Genomic DNA, 15959 nt, shown 5'->3' with positions numbered 1-15959 from the left:
CCGGGCGGTGCGGTAGGGCCCCCGGGACGGTGGCGACGCGACGGTTGGGGACGGCCGGTCGCCACCGCCGGGGGGCCGATTGCTTTTGCGGGCTGTGGCCTTGTGGTGCGCGGCCTTGTGGACTTCGGCAAGGAGAAAGAAACGTGGGACTCAACGCGCGGATCCGGACTCGGGACGGCTGGGCGGTGCCGCACGCCGTCGTGACGGTCACGGACATGACGGGTGCGCAGGTGCTGCGCGCCGGGGCCGACGGGGAGGGCGTGGTGCGGGACGCCACGGAGCTGGCCGCCGGGCCGTACACCGTCATCGTCACCGCCGTCGGGTACGCGCCCGCCGCCTCCACCGCCCTCGTCACCGCGAGCGGGCGGGCCGACGTCGGCAATGTGGTCCTCGCCCGCGCCAGCGGCACCGAGCTGCCGCCGCCCGGACCGTGGACCATCGACCCCGTCCACTCGTCCGTGGCCGCCGTCGCCCAGCACCTGGGGATCTCCAGCGTGCGCGGGCGGTTCGACGAGTTCTCCGGCCGGGTCGAGATCGCCGAGGACCTGGAGAAGTCGCGGGTCGAGGCCGTGATCCGGGCCGCGTCCGTCGACACGGGCAACGCGATGCGCGACGGGCACCTGAAGTCCGCGGACTTCCTGGACGCCGAGACGTACCCGGAGATCACCTACCGGTCGACCGGACTCGAGCCCGCCGGGTCCGACCGGTGGACGGTGCACGGCGAGCTCGGCATGCACGGCGTCGTGCGCCCCGTCGACCTCGACCTGGCCTACCTCGGCACCGGCGCCGACCCCTGGGGCGGCACCCGCGCGGCCTTCCGCGCCACCGCCGAACTGCGCCGCGAGGACTTCGCCATGAACTACAACCAGGTCCTCCAGGCGGGCATCTCCGCGATCGGCACGACGCTGAAGGTGGAGCTGGACATCCAGGCCGTGCAGGGCGACAGCCTGCCGCAGGCCTGACCTGCGGCGTCAGCCCCTGAGGCGGCCGTCCCGGAGGCCTCAGTCCCGGTCGAGGAGCGCCTCGATGCCCGCGATCATCAGGTCGAGGGCGATGGTGAAGTCCCGTTCCCACATCTCGGAGACGGTGCCCTCGCTCCGGGCCTCCATCAGCTCGTGGGCGGACCGCACCGCCTCATTGGTGGCGAGTTCCTCGTTCACGGTGCCGACCGCGTCCCTGAAGTACTCGTCCTGGGTCATCCCCGCGGCCGCGCAACGCGCGATGAAGTGGCCCTCGATGGTCCCGAATCCGTACACGAACTGGAACACCGCGGCGATCGCCCCGTTCTGGCGGTAGGGCGTGAGCCCGGTGTTCCGTACGGCCCGCTGGATGGCGAGGGAGAACGCCAGCCAGTTCGGCCCGATGTTCAGGAACTCGCCGATCAGCGGCGACACCCAGGGGTGGCGGACCAGCAGATCCCGGTATCCGGCGGCCAGTTCGCGCAGCTGCTCGCGCCACTCGCCGGGGACGGCCTCGGGGTCGGGCAGCCGCAGCTCCTCGGCGACCCGGTCGAGCGCCAGCTCCAGCAGGTCGTCCTTCGTGTCCACGTACCAGTACACGGACATCGCCGTCACGTTCAGCTCGGCGGCGAGGCGGCGCATGGAGAACTTGGCGAGGCCCTCCGCGTCCAGGAGCCGGATGGTGGCCTCGGTGATGCGGTCCCGGTCGAGGCCGGTCGGCTGGGCCCCCTTGCGGCCGGTGCCTCGGGGCGCCTTGCCCTCCAGCCAGACGCTCGTGCGCGCCGCTCGCTTCGCGCGGTCGGCTGCCTTCGTCATGGCGCACCTTCCTGGTACTTCCTGGTACGGATGCTCGTGCTGTTCTCGGGGCGGGGTCTCGGTGGGGCGGGTGGCCGGAGCGATCCGGCCGGCCCGCCCCGATGCTATGCCGACGTCTTCCCGTCGGTGTCCGCCGTACCAGTCGTGTCTGCCGTACCCGCCGTGTCCGCCGTCACGGACTCCGCCGCCCGCTGCACCGAGTCTGCCCTCTCCGCCCGCCACAGCAACGCCGCCGCCAGCGCGCCGCCGAGGAACAGGGCCACCGCGCCGACGAGCTGACTCGTCTCCAGGCCGGAGGAGAACGCGTCCGCGATGCGCTCCCGCTCGCCCGCCGAGCCCGCCGCCGCGAGGGCCGCCGGGAACGACGTCGCGGACACCGCGACCAGCGCCGAGAAGCGGGAGTTGAGGACCGCGCCGAGCACGGCGACGCCGAGGCCGTTGCCGAACTCCGCCAGCGTGCCGTTGATGCCCGCGCCCACGCCGGCCTTCTCCACCGGGATCGCGCCCATGATGGCATTGGCCATCGCGGGCATGGCGAACGCGATGCCCGCGCCCATCAGGACAAGGCCCGCCAGCATGCCCGGGTAGTCGTGCGCGCCGAACGACGCGACCACGGCCAGGCCGCCCGCCAGCATCGTCATGCCCGTGAAGATCGTCCCGGGCGTGCCCAGCTTGGCGTGCAGCCGCGCGCCGACGCCCACCAGGTTCAGCAGGATCACGGTGACCGCCAGCGGTGCCGTGCGCAGCCCCGCCTCCAGCGGCTCGTAGCCGAGCACGAACTGCAGGTGCTGGGTGAGCAGAAACAGCGAGCCGCCGAGGCCGAAGGCCACCAGGACCGCGCCCATCACCGCGCCGATGAAGCGCTTGTTCTGGAAGAAGTGCATGTCCAGCATGGGGTACGGGATCCGCAGCTCCCACAGCGCGAAGGCGCCGAGGACCACCACGCCGACGCCCGCCGACACCAGGACCTGGCCCGAGGTCCAGCCGTGCTCGGGGCCGGAGATGATCGCGTACACCACCGAGGCCATGCCTATGGTCGAGAGCAGCGCGCCGAGCAGGTCGGGGCGGTCGCCCTGCGGGTTCTTGGACTCGGGCACCATCTTGACCACCGCGAGGATGCCGATCAGCGCCACGGGGATGTTGATCAGGAAGATCGAGCCCCACCAGAAGTGGTTGAGCATGAAGCCGCCGAGCAGCGGACCCGCGGCGAAGCCGAGGGAGTTGACGGTCGCCCACAGGCCGATCGCCTTGACCCGCTCGGCGTCGTCGAAGAGCTGCACGACGACCGCGAGCGTCGTCGTCATCAGCAGCGCGCCGCCCACGCCCATGCCCGCGCGCGCCGCGATGAGCTGCCCGGAGGACTGGGCCAGGCCCGCCGCGAGCGAGCCGATGCCGAACAGGGCCAGGCCCGCGGTCAGCAGCTTCTTGCGGCCGTAGCGGTCGGCCGCGCTGCCCGCGGTGAGCAGCAGGCCCGACTGCACGAGCGAGTACGCGTTGATCATCCACTGGATGTCGGCCGACGAGGCGTCGAGCTCGCTGGTGAGCGAGGGGATCGCGACGCTCAGGACGGTGTTGTCAAGCAGCACGGTGAGCTGGGCCAGGCAGATGACGCCGAGGATCAGCCAGCGCTGCGGGTGGCGGCCGTCGGGCGCGGCGGCCGCCTCAGGGGTGTCGGCGGTGGTCGCCGTCATGCGAGGCTCCTTCTCTTCTACGGTGTACGCCGAGGGGGCGACGTACACCGTAGAGGAAGTTCCCTTACGGTGTACAGCGACTTAGGTCAGAGGCTTGGTCAGGTCGTAGAACGTGGCGTCGCCCGCCGTGACCTTGGTGAAGTTCTGCGCCACCCATGACGTGATCTTCGACGAGGTGCCTTCGCTTCCACCGCGGCCGCCCATGCCTTCGCCCATTCCGCCGCCTCCCGTGCCTGAGCCCGCCACGAAGTAGTGGATCCGGCCGTCGGCCACATAGCTCTTGAACTGGGCGAGGGTGGGCGACGGGTCGCTGCCGTTGAAGCCGCCGATCGCCATCACCGGGGCGCCGGTGGCGAGTTGGTAGCTCGCGGCGTTCTGGGCGCCGATCGCGGCGGCGGTCCAGGTGTAGTCCCCGGCGTTCTGCTCCAGGAGCCGCTTTGCCTTGGTGCCGACTTGGGCGCCGTCGAGGAGGCCGCGTTGCTGGTTCTGGCCTTGGGCTCGGCCGGGCTGGGTGGGAGGCCGGCCCCCGGCCTGCGGCTGCCCCTGGCCCTGGCCGTGCGCAGGCATGCGCATCCCGCCGCCGCCCGGGCCGCCGCCCGGCCCACCGCCGGGACCGCCCGGCCCGCCGCCCATCCGCCCCGCCCCCGCGGCCCCCGCGGGCCCCGCCGTCACGATCGACCCGGTGTGCGGGGTGTCCACCGTGGACAGGGCGTACGCCACCGGACCGGCGAGCGAGGCCGCCAAGCCGAGCCCCACGGCCGTCAGGGCGAGCCGTCGGCTCAGGCGTGCCGCGAGCAGCAGCCCCGCCGCGCCCGCGAGCCCCGCGACCAGGACCGCCGTCCGCAGCCACGGCACGTAGTCGGGCGTCCGGCCGAGGAGTTCGTACGCCCACCAGGCCGTCACCGCGACGGCGGCGCCGAGCACCGTGCCCGCCCACCACTTGGCGCGCTCCTCCCACAGCACCGTCGCGCCCATGCCGATGAGCGCCGCGAGGTAGGGGGCGAGGGCCACCGTGTAGTACTGGTGGAAGATCCCGGCCATGAAGCTGAAGACCGCCGCGGTCGTCAGGAGCGAGCCGCCCCACGCGACGAACGCCGCCCGCGCCGTGTCCGTCCTGCGCGCCCTCCACGTCACGATCAGGCCCGCGAGCAGCAGGATCAGCGCGGCCGGGAGCAGCCACGAGATCTGGCCGCCCACCTCGGAGTTGAACATCCGGCCGATGCCGGTCTCGCCCCACCGACCGCCGCCGCCACCGCCGCCCGGCCCACCGCCCCCGCCGACGCTGCCGGTCTCCTCGCCGTTGATGCGGCCGAGGCCGTTGTAGCCGAAGGTCAGCTCCAGGAAGGAGTTGTGCTGCGAGCCGCCTATGTACGGGCGCGAGGACGCGGGCCACAGCTCGACGACCGCGACCCACCAGCCGCCCGCGACGACCATCGCGAGCCCGGACAGGGCGAGTTGGCCGAGCCGCCTGCCGAGCCGCACCGGCGCGCACACCACGTACAACACGGCCAGCGGCGGCAGGATCAGGAACGCCTGCAGCGTCTTGGCGAGGAAGGCGAGGCCGACCGCGACGCCCGCCCACACCAGCCACTTGGTGCGCCCGTGCTCCGGATGGAGGCGAGCGGAGTGCGCAGCTCGTGACTGGCGTCGGCGACGAACTGGCGTACGCGCGTCTCGCTCCGCTGCCGTGCGTGCAGCGCCGAGTGGACGTGGTCGAGCATGCGGTTGAGCGCGGCGCCGACCTGGCCGACCTCGGTGCGGGCGTCTGCCTCGGCGTCGGGGACGCGTTCGTGGAGGGCCACTTCGCCGCTGTGCAGGGGGAGTTCGGAGACGCGGGTCGCCGTGCCGGCGACGCGGCGCAGGGGGCGCAGGGCCACGCCGACCATCGCCGCGCCCGCGAGCGAGGCGGCGACCAGTCCTGCGGCGGTGACGCCGGCCTCGGTGACGACAAGGGTGTTGAGGGTGTTGGTGACCTTGGTGGTCGGGAGGCCGACGAGGTAGTCGCCGTTGACGCCGGTGGCGTACTCGACGCGGTACTCGCCGAGGTCCGGCACGTCCACGGTGTGCGGCTCGCCGTCGCGGGCCACGCGGGCGAGGGCGGCGAGCTGGGCGGCGTCGAGGGGCTTGCCGATGGATTCGGGGGAGCGGCTCGACGCGTCGGGCTCGGTGCTGACGTCGCCCTCGGTGAGGGTGCCGTCCTCGCCGACCACGGCGCCGACGGTGCCGATCTCCTGCGGGCCGACCGTGACGAACTTCAGCGGATTGCCGTCGTCCGGCCCCTTGCCGCGGTGTCCCCCGGGCAGCTCGGTCCCGGATGGCGGCGGCCCGGCGGCCCGCGCCGCGACCTGCTTCAGCGACCCGTCCACCTGCTCGTACAGATGCGACCGCAGCGCGATCGTCGTGACCGTGCCGATCACCGCGCACACGACGGCGATCAGCACGACGGCGGAGACGACGAGGCGGGTGCGCAGGGTGCGAGAGCCGCGCCGGAGTCTCACACCGCCACGGTGGCGGGCTTGATCAGATACCCGGCGCCCCGCCGCGTGTGGATCATCGGCTCCCGGCCCGCGTCGATCTTCCTGCGCAGATACGAGATGTAGAGCTCGACGACGTTGGCCTGGCCGCCGAAGTCGTAGCTCCACACCCGGTCGAGGATCTGCGCCTTGCTGAGCACGCGCCGCGGATTGCGCATGAGGTAGCGGAGCAGCTCGAACTCGGTGGCCGTCAGGTGGATGGACTCCCCGCCGCGCGTCACCTCGTGGCTGTCCTCGTCGAGGGTCAGGTCGCCCACGGCGAGCACCGATTCGCTGCGCCGCCCGGACGCCCCGGCCCGCCGGATGAGCCCGCGCAGCCGCGCCACGACCTCTTCGAGGCTGAACGGCTTGGTCACATAGTCGTCGCCGCCCGCGGTGAGCCCGGCGATGCGGTCCTCGACAGCGTCCTTGGCGGTCAGGAACAGCACCGGCACGTCCGGCAGTTCGCGGCGCAGCCGCCCGAGCACGGCAAGGCCGTCCATGTCCGGCAGCATCATGTCGAGCACGACGGCGTCGGGCCGGAAGCTCCGCGCGGCCCGCACCGCGCCCGCGCCGTCGTCGGCGCTGCGGATCTCCCAGCCCTCGTAGCGCAGCGCCATGGACAGCAGCTCGGTGAGCGACACCTCGTCGTCCACGACGAGTACGCGGACGGGGCTCCCGTCCGGCCTGAGCAGTTCGGTACGCCCCTGGGGCGAGGTCGTCGTCATGGCTTCAGCCTGGGCGGCGGCGGTGAGAGACGGCTTTCGCCCACCTGTGAATTCCCTGAGAAAACGCACCGCCGCGCCGGGCCGCCCTGCCTTCGGGCCGCCCGCCGTCGCGCCGCCTCACTCCAGGCCGAACAGCCGCGCCCCGTTCCCGTGGCAGACCGCCCGGAGCCAGTCGTCGCCGAGGCCGAGCCGCTCCAGGGCGTCGAGCTGGTGGACGTACCCGTACGGAATGTTGGGGAAGTCCGTCCCCAGCAGGATCCGGCCGCCGAGCCCCAGCTCCGCGAGCCGCCCCCGCTCCGCCCGCGGAAACGGCGCGGACCGCTCGGCGAAGTCCGTGAACGCCATCGTCGTGTCCAGCCGCACCTCCCCGTACCGCTCGGCGAGGTCCAGGAAGTCCGCGTACTCCGGCATCCCCATGTGCGCCACGACGAGCCGCAGCCGCGGATGGCGCGCGAGCAGCCGCCCCACCGGCTCGGGCCCGGTGTGCTTGCCGGGCGCCGGGCCCGACCCGCAGTGCATCACGACCGGGATCCCGGCCTCGGCGAGGAGCCCCCACACCGGGTCGAGGAGCGCGTCGTTCGGGTCGTACGCGCCCACCTGCACATGCGACTTGAACACCCGCGCCCCGGCCTCGACGGCCTCGCGCACATAGCGCCCGGCCTCCGGCTCGGGGAACAGCGTCGCCGTGTGCAGACAGTCCGGCGTCCGCGCGGCGAACTCCGCCGCCCAGCCGTTGAGCCACTCCGCCATGCCCGCCTTGTGCGGATACAGCATCGACGTGAACGCCCGCACGCCGAACTCCCGCAGCACGGCGAGCCGCCGCTCCTCGTCGTGCCGGTACGCGATGGGCCACCGCACGCCCGTCAGCGGCCCGACCGAGTCGAAGTAGTCCCACACCTTCGCGAGGACGCGCTCCGGCATGAAGTGCGTGTGTACGTCGACGAGTCCCGGCAGTCCGAGCCGCCCCCAGAAGGCGGTGACCCTTTCTGCTTCCGCTTCGTCCACCTCGTACGCCTCGTCCGCCTCGTCGCCGAGCTGCTCCTCACTCATGGCCGTAGCTCCGCTCGACCTTGGCCACGTGCACGACGTACTTCTCGTACCACTCCTTCCGGCCCCGCGCCCGCGCCTCCCGGTGCTCCGGGTCGCCGCGCCAGGCCGCGATGGCCTCCTCGTCCCGGAAGTACCCGACGGTGATGCCCAAGCCGCCGGGCGTGCGCGCCGAGTCCATCCCGAGGAACCCGGGCACGTCGGCCACCAGCTCCTCCATGCGCTCGGCCGTCGCGCCGTAGTCGTTGTCCCCCGGCGTGCGCAGGGAGCTGAACACGACGGCGTAGTAAGGGGGTTCGAAGGGGCCGACGGGACCTACCGCGTCAACAGGGCCGACGGGGCCGATGGAGCCGACAGCTCCAAGCTCTTGATCACTCATGGCACCCACAGTCGGCCTCACGCCGAGCCCTTGTCCACCCTCCGGCCCTCCTTCTTGCCCAACGGGCGACAGGACTTTGCCCTCCGGTCAGCGAAGCCCTCGCCGAAGCCCCGAAGAAGCCTCAGAACAACCCGCCCTGCACCACAGGTATCTCCCGCACCGGAACCGTCACCTCCGCCCTGCTGTCCAGCTCCCCCGCCCCCACAAGCCGCCACCCACTCATCAGCCGACTGTCGATCACCAACTCCCGTTCATGTCCACGCCCGCCCACCCCCACATCCAGATGCAGATCAGGCCCCGCGGCGGCAACCAGCGTCCCGGCCACCACCCCGCCGTCCGTCAACTCGTCCACGACCCGCCCCGCCCCGGCGGATCCGTCGAACCGGCCGAGCGCGTCGAGCCCGAACGGCCCGCCGTGGTCCACGACTTCGCACCGCAGCCGCTCCAGCGACTCGGGCCAGCCGCCGAGCGCCGCCGCCCGCCGGTGCACCTCCGTCAGCTCGCGGGCCCGCTCCGCCGGGTCCGGCAGCCGCGCCCGCAGGGCCCGCTTGCGCGCGTACGGAATCCGGTCCGGGACGCCGAGGGCCGTCCGCAGCAGTTCCTCCGTGCGGCGTGCCGCCATCAACGGGCCCTGCCCCAGCCAGGCGTAGGCCACGGCCCCCTGCTCCAGGAGCCGCGCCCCGCCCCGCGCGACCCCGGTGATGCCGACCTTCACCAGGCCGGGGCCGAACCACGCCACGTACACGCGATACGGCCGCGGGTCGTCGGCGAACGTGTCCGCGGCGACCGAGTGCGCCCGGTCGACGCGCGCGCACTCCTCGCACTGCGCCCGCGTGGCCCGCCCCGCCACCGCCGCGCCCGCCGGACACGCCGTCCACCGCCCGCCCCGCCGCACCCCGAGGCAGCACCGCCCGCCCCGGACCCGGAACGCCACAGCGCCCCCGAACGCCAGCGGACTCTCCCGCTCGCCACGCCCCGGCGCGTACCACCCGAGGACGGGCCCGCCGCCGGCCCGCCACCGCACCCCCGTGCACCACCACGTCATGGAAAAAGCATGCCGCACGCCACTGACAACGCCCCGTGACCAGCCAATACGCACCACACCCAATTCTTGACCTCCGAGTACACAACCTTGTTAGACTGTTCCGCATGGGACGGCCGAAGCAGTTCGATCCGGAGACCGCCGTGGAACAGGCGATGCAGGTCTTCTGGAGCAAGGGGTACGGACACACGACCCCGCAGGACCTCGTCGACACCCTCGGCATCGGAAAAGGCAGTCTGTACCACGCCTTCGGCAGCAAGCACGGCCTGTTCGAGCTGTCCCTGCGGCACTACCGCGACACCCAGGCGAAGGCGCTCACCGACCTCTTGGCCGAGGGCGGCGAAACCGTCAAGGGGCGGCTCCGCAAGGGACTTGAGCTCCTGGTGGAAATGGACCTCGCCGACCCGGACCGGCGCGGCTGCATGGCCGTGAACACGGCGACCGAACTCGCCCGCACCGACGAGACGGCCGCCGACCTCGTCCGCGGCATGTTCGCCCGCACCGAAGGCGCCTTCCGGGCGCTGATCGAGGAGGGCAAGCGGTCCGGCGAGATCGCCCCGGACCGCGACGCCGCGGCCATCGGCAGCCTGCTGCTGAACACAATCATCGGCCTGCGCGTGACCGCGCGGATCGCGGACGGCCCGGACGGCATGCGCCGCACGATCCAGGCGGTCCTCGACCTCCTCTGACCCAGCCTTGCGTACTCGCGCACCCACGCATACCCATTTTCTGTACTCGCAGGTCAATTACTGAAGGGACCCCACCCCATGGACCTCAACCTCACCGGCAGGACCGCCGTCGTCACCGGCGCGAGCCGCGGCATCGGTCTGGCCACCGTCCACACCCTGATCGCCGAGGGCGTCCGCGTCGTCGGCGCCGCCCGCACCGTCACCCCCGAGCTGAAGGACTCCGGAGCACTCGCGTACGCGGCCGACCTCGGCACCCCCGAGGGCCCCGCCGCCCTCATCGGCCACGCGCACGCCGAACTCGGCGGCATCGACTTCCTCGTCAACAACGTCGGCGCCGGCGACGACGTGAACATCGGCGGCTTCCTCACCACCGACGACGCCCACTGGCAGGCCAACCTGGAGCTCAACCTGTTCAGCGCGATCCGCGCCGCCCGCGCGGCACTGCCGGGTCTCGTCGAGCGGCGGGGCGCCATCGTGAACGTGTCCTCGATCAACGCCCGCGTCCCCGGCGCGGGCCCGATCGCCTACAGCACCGCCAAGGCGGCCCTCACGGCCTTCGGCAAGGCGCTCTCCGAGGAGTTCGGCCCGCAGGGGGTGCGCGTGAACACCGTCTCGCCGGGCGTCGTGCGCACCGCGATCTGGGACGACCCGAACGGCTTCGGCGGCAAGGTGGCCGCGGCGGCGGGCGTCGAGCACGGGCGCTTCCTGGAGCAGATCCCGCAGTCCTTCGACATCGCCTCGGGCCGCATCACGGAACCGGGCGAGGTCGCGGCCCTGATCGTCTTCCTGCTCTCGGACGCCGCGGGCAACATCACGGGCGCGGACCACGTCATCGACGGCGGAACGGTCAAGTCCGCCTGAACCACCCACCACCTCCGAACTCCCGGAGGACTCGCGTTTGTTGATCGAGGACTTGTCAGGTACACATGTGGCCGAAAGATCGCCCGGCGATCTCACGGGGAAGACGACACATGGAGACGTGCATGAACAAGCGCCTGATCGTTCCGACGGCAGTGGCGGCCCTCTCCCTGCTCACGATGGCGTCGTCCGCCACGGCGGCCGTCCAGGCACCGACGGGCACCAAGGCCGCCGCCGCGGCCTGCGAGACCATCAAGGCACGCGAGAACCTGAAGATCCGTACGAAGCCCAACGCCAACGCCAAGGCCCTGCGCCTCTGGTACAAGAACACGAAGGGCTGCTGGTACAAGGGCCTCACGGGCGGCAAGTACACCAAGTGCGGCGGCAAGAACTGGGACGGCTGGGGCTACATCAACTACCGCGGCACCAAGGGGTATGTGCCCAACGCCTGCGTGATCCCGGCCTGATGCCTGCGTGATGCCTGACCGGCTGCCCCCGGATCCCCCGGGGGCAGCGGCATTTCTCGGCGATCACGTACGTTCTCCTCCTGTCACCGGGAGAAGGGACCAGGCATGACCGTCGTCGTCGCCGAGCTGTCGTACTACCCCGTCAAGGGCTGCGCGGGGACATCGGCGAGCGAGGCCGTGCTGACGCCCGCGGGCCTCGCGCACGACCGGAGCTTCATGGTCGTGAGCACGGAGGGCGTGTATCGAACGCAGCGGCGGGATCCGCGTCTCGCGCTGATCCGGCCCGCGATCGACACCGCCGGCACCCGGCTCACGCTGCGCGCGCCCGGCCACGACGGCGTGCACATCGACGTCGACACGTCCGGCCCCCGCCGGGACGTGGACCTGTTCGGGGCCGCGTACCAGGGCATCGACCAGGGCGAAGCGGCCGCCGCGTGGCTGTCGGACGTCCTCGACGCGCCGAGCAGACTCGTCCGCGTACCGCCGGAGCACCACCGCGTGACCGACGGCAGGATCCCGGGCACCTCCGGCTACGCGGACAGCTCCGCCCTGCACCTCATCTCGCGCGCCACCGTGGACCTCCTGAACGGCAAGCTGGCCGAGCAGGGCGCACAGGCCCTGCCCATGGACCGCTTCCGCCCCAACATCGTGGTCGCCGGCTGGGGCGAGCCGCACACCGAGGACCGCGCCCACCACCTCACGATCGGCACCGCCGAACTCGGCTACACAAAACCGGCGATCCGCTGCGCCGTCACCTTGGTCGACCAGGACGCCGGCCGCCGCGCGGGCCCGGAACCCCTGCGCACCCTTGCCTCGTACCGAAGGGCGCCACAGGGCGGAGTCGCCCTCGGCACGAAGTACGCGGTGCTGCGCCCCGGCAAGATCTCCGTCGGCGACGAGGTGACCGTCGGCACGTGGGGCGAACCCGAGGTCCCGTCACAACCCGGGCACAGGCGATGATTTGACGAAGTAACCGTCAGACGAAGTGCCCGACAGGCACCTGTCAGACGAAGTAGCCGTCAGACGCCAGACAAGGAGCCGACGCACCATGCCGCCCGTCCCGCCCGACCCGACCCTTCCGCCCGACCCGACGGTGGTGCACCCGATGCCGCAGCAGCCGCGCGTCGTGCTGCTGCGCCCCCTGATCACCTCACCGCTGATCGACGTCGGCGAGTTCACCTATTACGACGACCCCGACGACCCCACCGCCTTCGAGACCCGCAACGTGCTCTACCACTACGGGCCGGAGAAGCTGGTGATCGGCAAGTACTGCGCGCTGGGCGAGGGCGTGCGGTTCATCATGAACGGCGCCAACCACCGCATGGACGGCCCGTCCACCTTCCCCTTCCCGATCATGGGCGGCTCCTGGGCCGAGCACTTCGACCTGATCACCGGCCTGCCCGGCCGGGGCGACACCGTGATAGGCAACGACGTCTGGTTCGGCTACCGGGCCATGGTGATGCCGGGCGTCCGCATCGGCCACGGCGCGATCGTCGCGTCCGGCGCCGTCGTGGTCGACGACGTCCCCGACTACGGCATCGTCGGCGGCAACCCGGCCACCCTCATCCGCCGCCGCTACGACGACGAGGACGTGGCCCGCCTCCTCGACATCGCCTGGTGGGACTGGCCCGCCGAACACATCGGCGCGCACGTGCGGACGATCATGTCCGGCACGGTCGACGCGCTGGAGGCCGCGGCTCCGTAGAACGCGGGGCAGCTCCACAAAACGCAGGGCAGCCGTTCCGCACAACGCGGGGCAGCCGTTCCGCGCCGCGAAAGCTAGGATCCGGGCATGGCCCTGACCATGAGCGACGTGGACCGGTTCGAGGCCTCCAGGCCCCGCCTGGAGGCCATCGCCTACCGCCTCCTCGGCTCCGCGAGCGAGGCCGAGGACGCCGTGCAGGAGACGTTCCTGCGCTGGCAGGGCGCCGACGTCGACCGCGTCGAGGTCCCGGAGGCCTGGCTGACGAAGGTCCTCACCAACCTGTGCCTCAACCAGCTCACTTCGGCCCGCGCGCGGCGCGAGACCTATGTGGGCCAGTGGCTCCCCGAGCCGCTTCTCTCCGGAGACCCGATGCTCGGCCCGGCCGACACCGCCGAGCAGCGCGAATCGGTCTCGTACGCGGTCCTCACCCTGCTGGAGCGCCTCTCCCCCAACGAGCGGGCGGTGTACGTGCTGCGGGAGGCGTTCGACTACCCGCACCGGGAGATCGCCGAGATCCTCGACATCACCGAGGCCGCCAGCCAGCAGCTCTCCCACCGCGCCAAGAAGCGCGTCGCGGACGGCAGGGCCCGCACCGAGAAGTCTCGTACCGAGGTCGACGAGGCCGCGGCCCGGCGGATCGTCGAGGAGTTCCTCGCCGCCGCCACCAGCGGCCGGACCGAGGAGCTCGTGCGGATGCTCACCGACGACGCCGTCTCGATCGGCGACGGCGGCGGCAAGGTCCCGGCGCGCGCCAAGGCGTTCGAAGGCGCCGTCGCGGTGGCGAAGTTCATGCGGGGTCTGTTCAAGCCCAGCAAGGCCAAGCGCGCCATCGTGGGCGGCTCCGTGGAGGTCTACGCCGCGACCGCCAACGGCGCCCCCGCCGTCGTGGCGGTCGTCGACGGCCGGGTCATCGGCGTCATGTGCCTGGAGGTCACCGCCGAGGGCATCACCGCGTTCCGCAACCAGGTCAATCCCGACAAGCTCGACCGCGCGACCCGGCGGTGGGCGGCCGCGGACCACGGGAGCCCCCTGTTCACCGCCTTCTGACACCTCCCGCCTCCTCTCCCCTCACGGTGTGACGTGCTTCACACCCCACCCCTGTCAGGAAACGGCGTGCTGCCCGGTTCAAGGGGCGGATCAAGGAGCGAACCCGCCGCAGAGCCGACGACAGGGAGCAGGGAAATGCAGCACCGCATCATCGTCCTCGGAGCCGGATACACCGGAGCCATCGCCGCCGGACGCCTCGCCAGGCGGCTGCACCGCGAGGACGTCGCCATCACCCTCGTCAACGCCGAACCCGACTTCGTCGAGCGCGTCCGGATGCACCAGTTGGCGGTCGGCCAGAACCTCAAGCCCCGCCCCTTCAGCGAGATGTTCGCGGGCACCGGCGTGGAACTGAAGCTCGCGAAGGTGACCGCCGTCGACGTCGACCGCAAGACCGTCGACGTCACCGCCGTCATCGATGTGCACGCCGCCCGGGACGCCGGGAACGCGGGGGAAGCCGTCGAAGTCGGGGAAGCCGGGGCGACCGAGGTACTGGAGTACGACACCCTCGTGTACGCCCTCGGCAGCGGCTGGAACAGCCAGGGCGTCCCCGGCACCGCCGAGTTCGCCGACCAGATCGCGAGTCGCCCCGGAGCACTCCGGCTGCGCGAGCGCCTGGCCCGCCTGGACGCCGGACAGCCCGTGGTCGTGGTCGGCGGCGGCCTCACCGGGCTTGAGGCCGCGACCGAGATCGCCGAGGGCCGCCCGGACCTCGACGTGGCCCTCGCCGCCCGCGACGTCCTCGGCGACTGGCTCTCGCCCAAGGGCCGCGACCACGCCCGCAAGGTCCTTGCCAGGCTCGGCATCACCGCGCACGAGCACGCCGTCGTCACCGGCGTCGAGGCCGACCGCGTCACCACCGCCGACGGCACGCACCTGCCGGCCGCGGTCACCGTGTGGACGACGGGCTTCGCGGTCCACCCGATCGCGCGGGCCACGGCCCTGGAGGTCACCGACACGGGCCAGATCGTCGTCGACCCGACCATGCGCTCGGTCTCGCACCCGGACGTGTACGCCGTCGGGGACGCGGCCATGGCGATGGGCCCCGGCGACAAGCCGCTGCGGATGTCGTGCGCCACGGGCATCCCCATGGCGTGGCAGGCCGCCGACGCGATCGCGGCCCGCCTGACCGGCGCCAAGATCCCGAAGGCGCCGCTCCGCTACTTCAACCAGTGCGTCTCGCTGGGCCGCAAGGAAGGCCTGATCCAGTACGTCACCGCCGACGACCGCGCCGTCAAGGCGGCCCTGACAGGACGGCTCGCCGCCGTCTACAAGGAACTGGTCTGCAAGGGCGCGGCCTGGGGCGTCGCCAACCCGATGCTCGGCATGCCGACCCGACGCCGCCGCGTCGTCGCACGGGAGGGGGCCCAGGCCGCCTCGGCCGTCGGGGCGGCGGCCTGAAAACCGTCAGGGCGGCGGCCTGAGAACGGAAAAGCCAGAGGCCCCGTGGAGTGATCCACAGGGCCTCTGGTCGATGTGCACTCGGCAGGATTCGAACCTGCAACCTTCTGATCCGTAGTCAGATGCTCTATCCGTTAAGCTACGAGTGCTTGATTTTTCTGTTGTGTTGCTCTTCCTCCCGGGCTTTTCGGCCCGGTCGGCGTTGCGGGAACAACATTACATGACCTGCGCCGTGAGGCGAAATCCGTTTCCCGTACCCGCTCTGAGCTGGGCAAATGCCTCTCAGCGGGCCTCAGCGCGGGGTCCGCGCGCCGGGGGCGCGCGGCGGCCGTCCGCCGGGAACGGCCGAAGCCCCGGTCTGTTGACCGGGGCTTCGGATCGTGGTGCGGAGGCGGAGGGATTTGAACCCTCGAAGGGCTTTAGGGCCCTAACCGCATTAGCAGTGCGGCGCCATAGACCGGACTAGGCGACGCCTCCCAACCTGCATCCCGCGCGAGCGCGGGGGTGCGTGCAGATGATGACACAGCCCGGGGGCGCGTCACCAATCGCGGCCTCCACGGTACTAGTCCGGCGGCCCGCAGGGCAAAGCACAAAACCGGGCCGCAACGCGGCGGGGCCTG

14 protein-coding genes, 2 tRNA genes and 2 pseudogenes are annotated in these 15959 nt (G+C 72.0%); 8 read left to right on the top strand and 10 right to left on the bottom strand.

Annotated features, from left to right (window positions below):
- Positions 1–143 precede the first annotated feature (143 nt).
- Entirely contained in the window at positions 144–962 is an 819-nt protein-coding gene (locus AC0KTA_RS19405; RefSeq protein WP_481049492.1) for a YceI family protein, read from the top strand.
- Between the two features lie 39 nt (positions 963–1001).
- On the opposite strand, the gene AC0KTA_RS19400 is transcribed toward AC0KTA_RS19405, so the two are convergent.
- The 8 genes and pseudogenes from AC0KTA_RS19400 to AC0KTA_RS19365 all read right to left on the bottom strand — a co-directional run bounded on the left by AC0KTA_RS19400 (position 1002) and on the right by AC0KTA_RS19365 (position 9178).
- Complete coding sequence (locus tag AC0KTA_RS19400; RefSeq protein ID WP_481049491.1) at positions 1002–1775, bottom strand: TetR/AcrR family transcriptional regulator; 774 nt, start codon at positions 1773–1775, stop codon at positions 1002–1004.
- Between the two features lie 104 nt (positions 1776–1879).
- Positions 1880–3466 (bottom strand): MFS transporter, encoded by a 1587-nt coding sequence (locus AC0KTA_RS19395; RefSeq protein ID WP_481049490.1) that lies wholly within the window; start codon positions 3464–3466, stop codon positions 1880–1882.
- An 81-nt stretch (positions 3467–3547) separates the two neighbouring features.
- A pseudogene (locus AC0KTA_RS19390) lies at positions 3548–5074 on the bottom strand (mannosyltransferase YkcB-related protein); the annotation flags it as partial.
- Positions 5074–5964 (bottom strand): annotated as a pseudogene (locus tag AC0KTA_RS19385) (HAMP domain-containing protein); the annotation flags it as partial. The pseudogenes AC0KTA_RS19390 and AC0KTA_RS19385, both read right to left, overlap by 1 nt.
- Positions 5961–6707 (bottom strand): response regulator transcription factor, encoded by a 747-nt coding sequence (locus AC0KTA_RS19380; protein ID WP_481049489.1) that lies wholly within the window; start codon positions 6705–6707, stop codon positions 5961–5963. The gene AC0KTA_RS19380 and the pseudogene AC0KTA_RS19385, both read right to left, overlap by 4 nt.
- 117 nt (positions 6708–6824) lie before the next feature.
- On the bottom strand, positions 6825–7757 hold the full coding sequence (locus AC0KTA_RS19375; protein WP_481049488.1) for an amidohydrolase family protein: 933 nt from the start codon (positions 7755–7757) through the stop codon (positions 6825–6827).
- Entirely contained in the window at positions 7750–8133 is a 384-nt protein-coding gene (locus tag AC0KTA_RS19370; RefSeq protein WP_481049487.1) for an antibiotic biosynthesis monooxygenase family protein, read from the bottom strand. Before AC0KTA_RS19370 ends, AC0KTA_RS19375 begins: the two co-directional genes overlap by 8 nt.
- Before the next feature lie 121 nt (positions 8134–8254).
- Positions 8255–9178 carry a DUF2797 domain-containing protein gene (locus AC0KTA_RS19365; protein ID WP_481049486.1) on the bottom strand — a complete coding sequence of 308 codons (924 nt, stop codon included), beginning with the start codon at positions 9176–9178 and terminating at the stop codon, positions 8255–8257.
- A gap of 104 nt (positions 9179–9282) precedes the next feature.
- Between AC0KTA_RS19365 and AC0KTA_RS19360 the strand changes: the two genes are divergently transcribed.
- The 7 genes from AC0KTA_RS19360 (at position 9283) to AC0KTA_RS19330 (ending at position 15339) form a co-directional block, all read left to right on the top strand.
- A complete protein-coding gene (locus AC0KTA_RS19360; protein ID WP_481049485.1) occupies positions 9283–9864 on the top strand; it encodes a TetR/AcrR family transcriptional regulator in 582 nt (193 codons plus the stop codon).
- Positions 9865–9942: 78 nt separating this feature from the next.
- Complete coding sequence (locus AC0KTA_RS19355; RefSeq protein WP_481049484.1) at positions 9943–10725, top strand: oxidoreductase; 783 nt, start codon at positions 9943–9945, stop codon at positions 10723–10725.
- A gap of 122 nt (positions 10726–10847) precedes the next feature.
- Complete coding sequence (locus tag AC0KTA_RS19350) at positions 10848–11189, top strand: hypothetical protein (RefSeq protein ID WP_481049483.1); 342 nt, start codon at positions 10848–10850, stop codon at positions 11187–11189.
- 105 nt (positions 11190–11294) lie between these two features.
- Positions 11295–12149, top strand: a complete 855-nt coding sequence (locus AC0KTA_RS19345; RefSeq protein ID WP_481049482.1) for an MOSC domain-containing protein — start codon at positions 11295–11297, stop codon at positions 12147–12149.
- An 88-nt stretch (positions 12150–12237) separates the two neighbouring features.
- Positions 12238–12894, top strand: a complete 657-nt coding sequence (locus tag AC0KTA_RS19340; RefSeq protein WP_481049481.1) for a CatB-related O-acetyltransferase — start codon at positions 12238–12240, stop codon at positions 12892–12894.
- A gap of 87 nt (positions 12895–12981) precedes the next feature.
- On the top strand, positions 12982–13941 hold the full coding sequence (locus tag AC0KTA_RS19335; protein ID WP_481049480.1) for an RNA polymerase sigma-70 factor: 960 nt from the start codon (positions 12982–12984) through the stop codon (positions 13939–13941).
- A 135-nt stretch (positions 13942–14076) separates the two neighbouring features.
- Positions 14077–15339 (top strand): NAD(P)/FAD-dependent oxidoreductase, encoded by a 1263-nt coding sequence (locus AC0KTA_RS19330; RefSeq protein WP_481049479.1) that lies wholly within the window; start codon positions 14077–14079, stop codon positions 15337–15339.
- Positions 15340–15415: 76 nt separating this feature from the next.
- On the opposite strand, the gene AC0KTA_RS19325 is transcribed toward AC0KTA_RS19330, so the two are convergent.
- Both AC0KTA_RS19325 and AC0KTA_RS19320 read right to left on the bottom strand, forming a co-directional pair.
- Positions 15416–15488: transfer RNA gene (locus AC0KTA_RS19325), tRNA-Arg, on the bottom strand.
- 237 nt (positions 15489–15725) lie between these two features.
- Positions 15726–15816 (bottom strand) — tRNA-Ser (locus AC0KTA_RS19320).
- Positions 15817–15959: the final 143 nt, after the last annotated feature.

The sequence above is a fragment of the Streptomyces sp. Y309 genome (assembly GCF_056712025.1).
The sequence above is the reverse complement of the archived record's forward strand: the minus strand, read 5'-3'. Positions and strand labels throughout refer to the sequence as shown.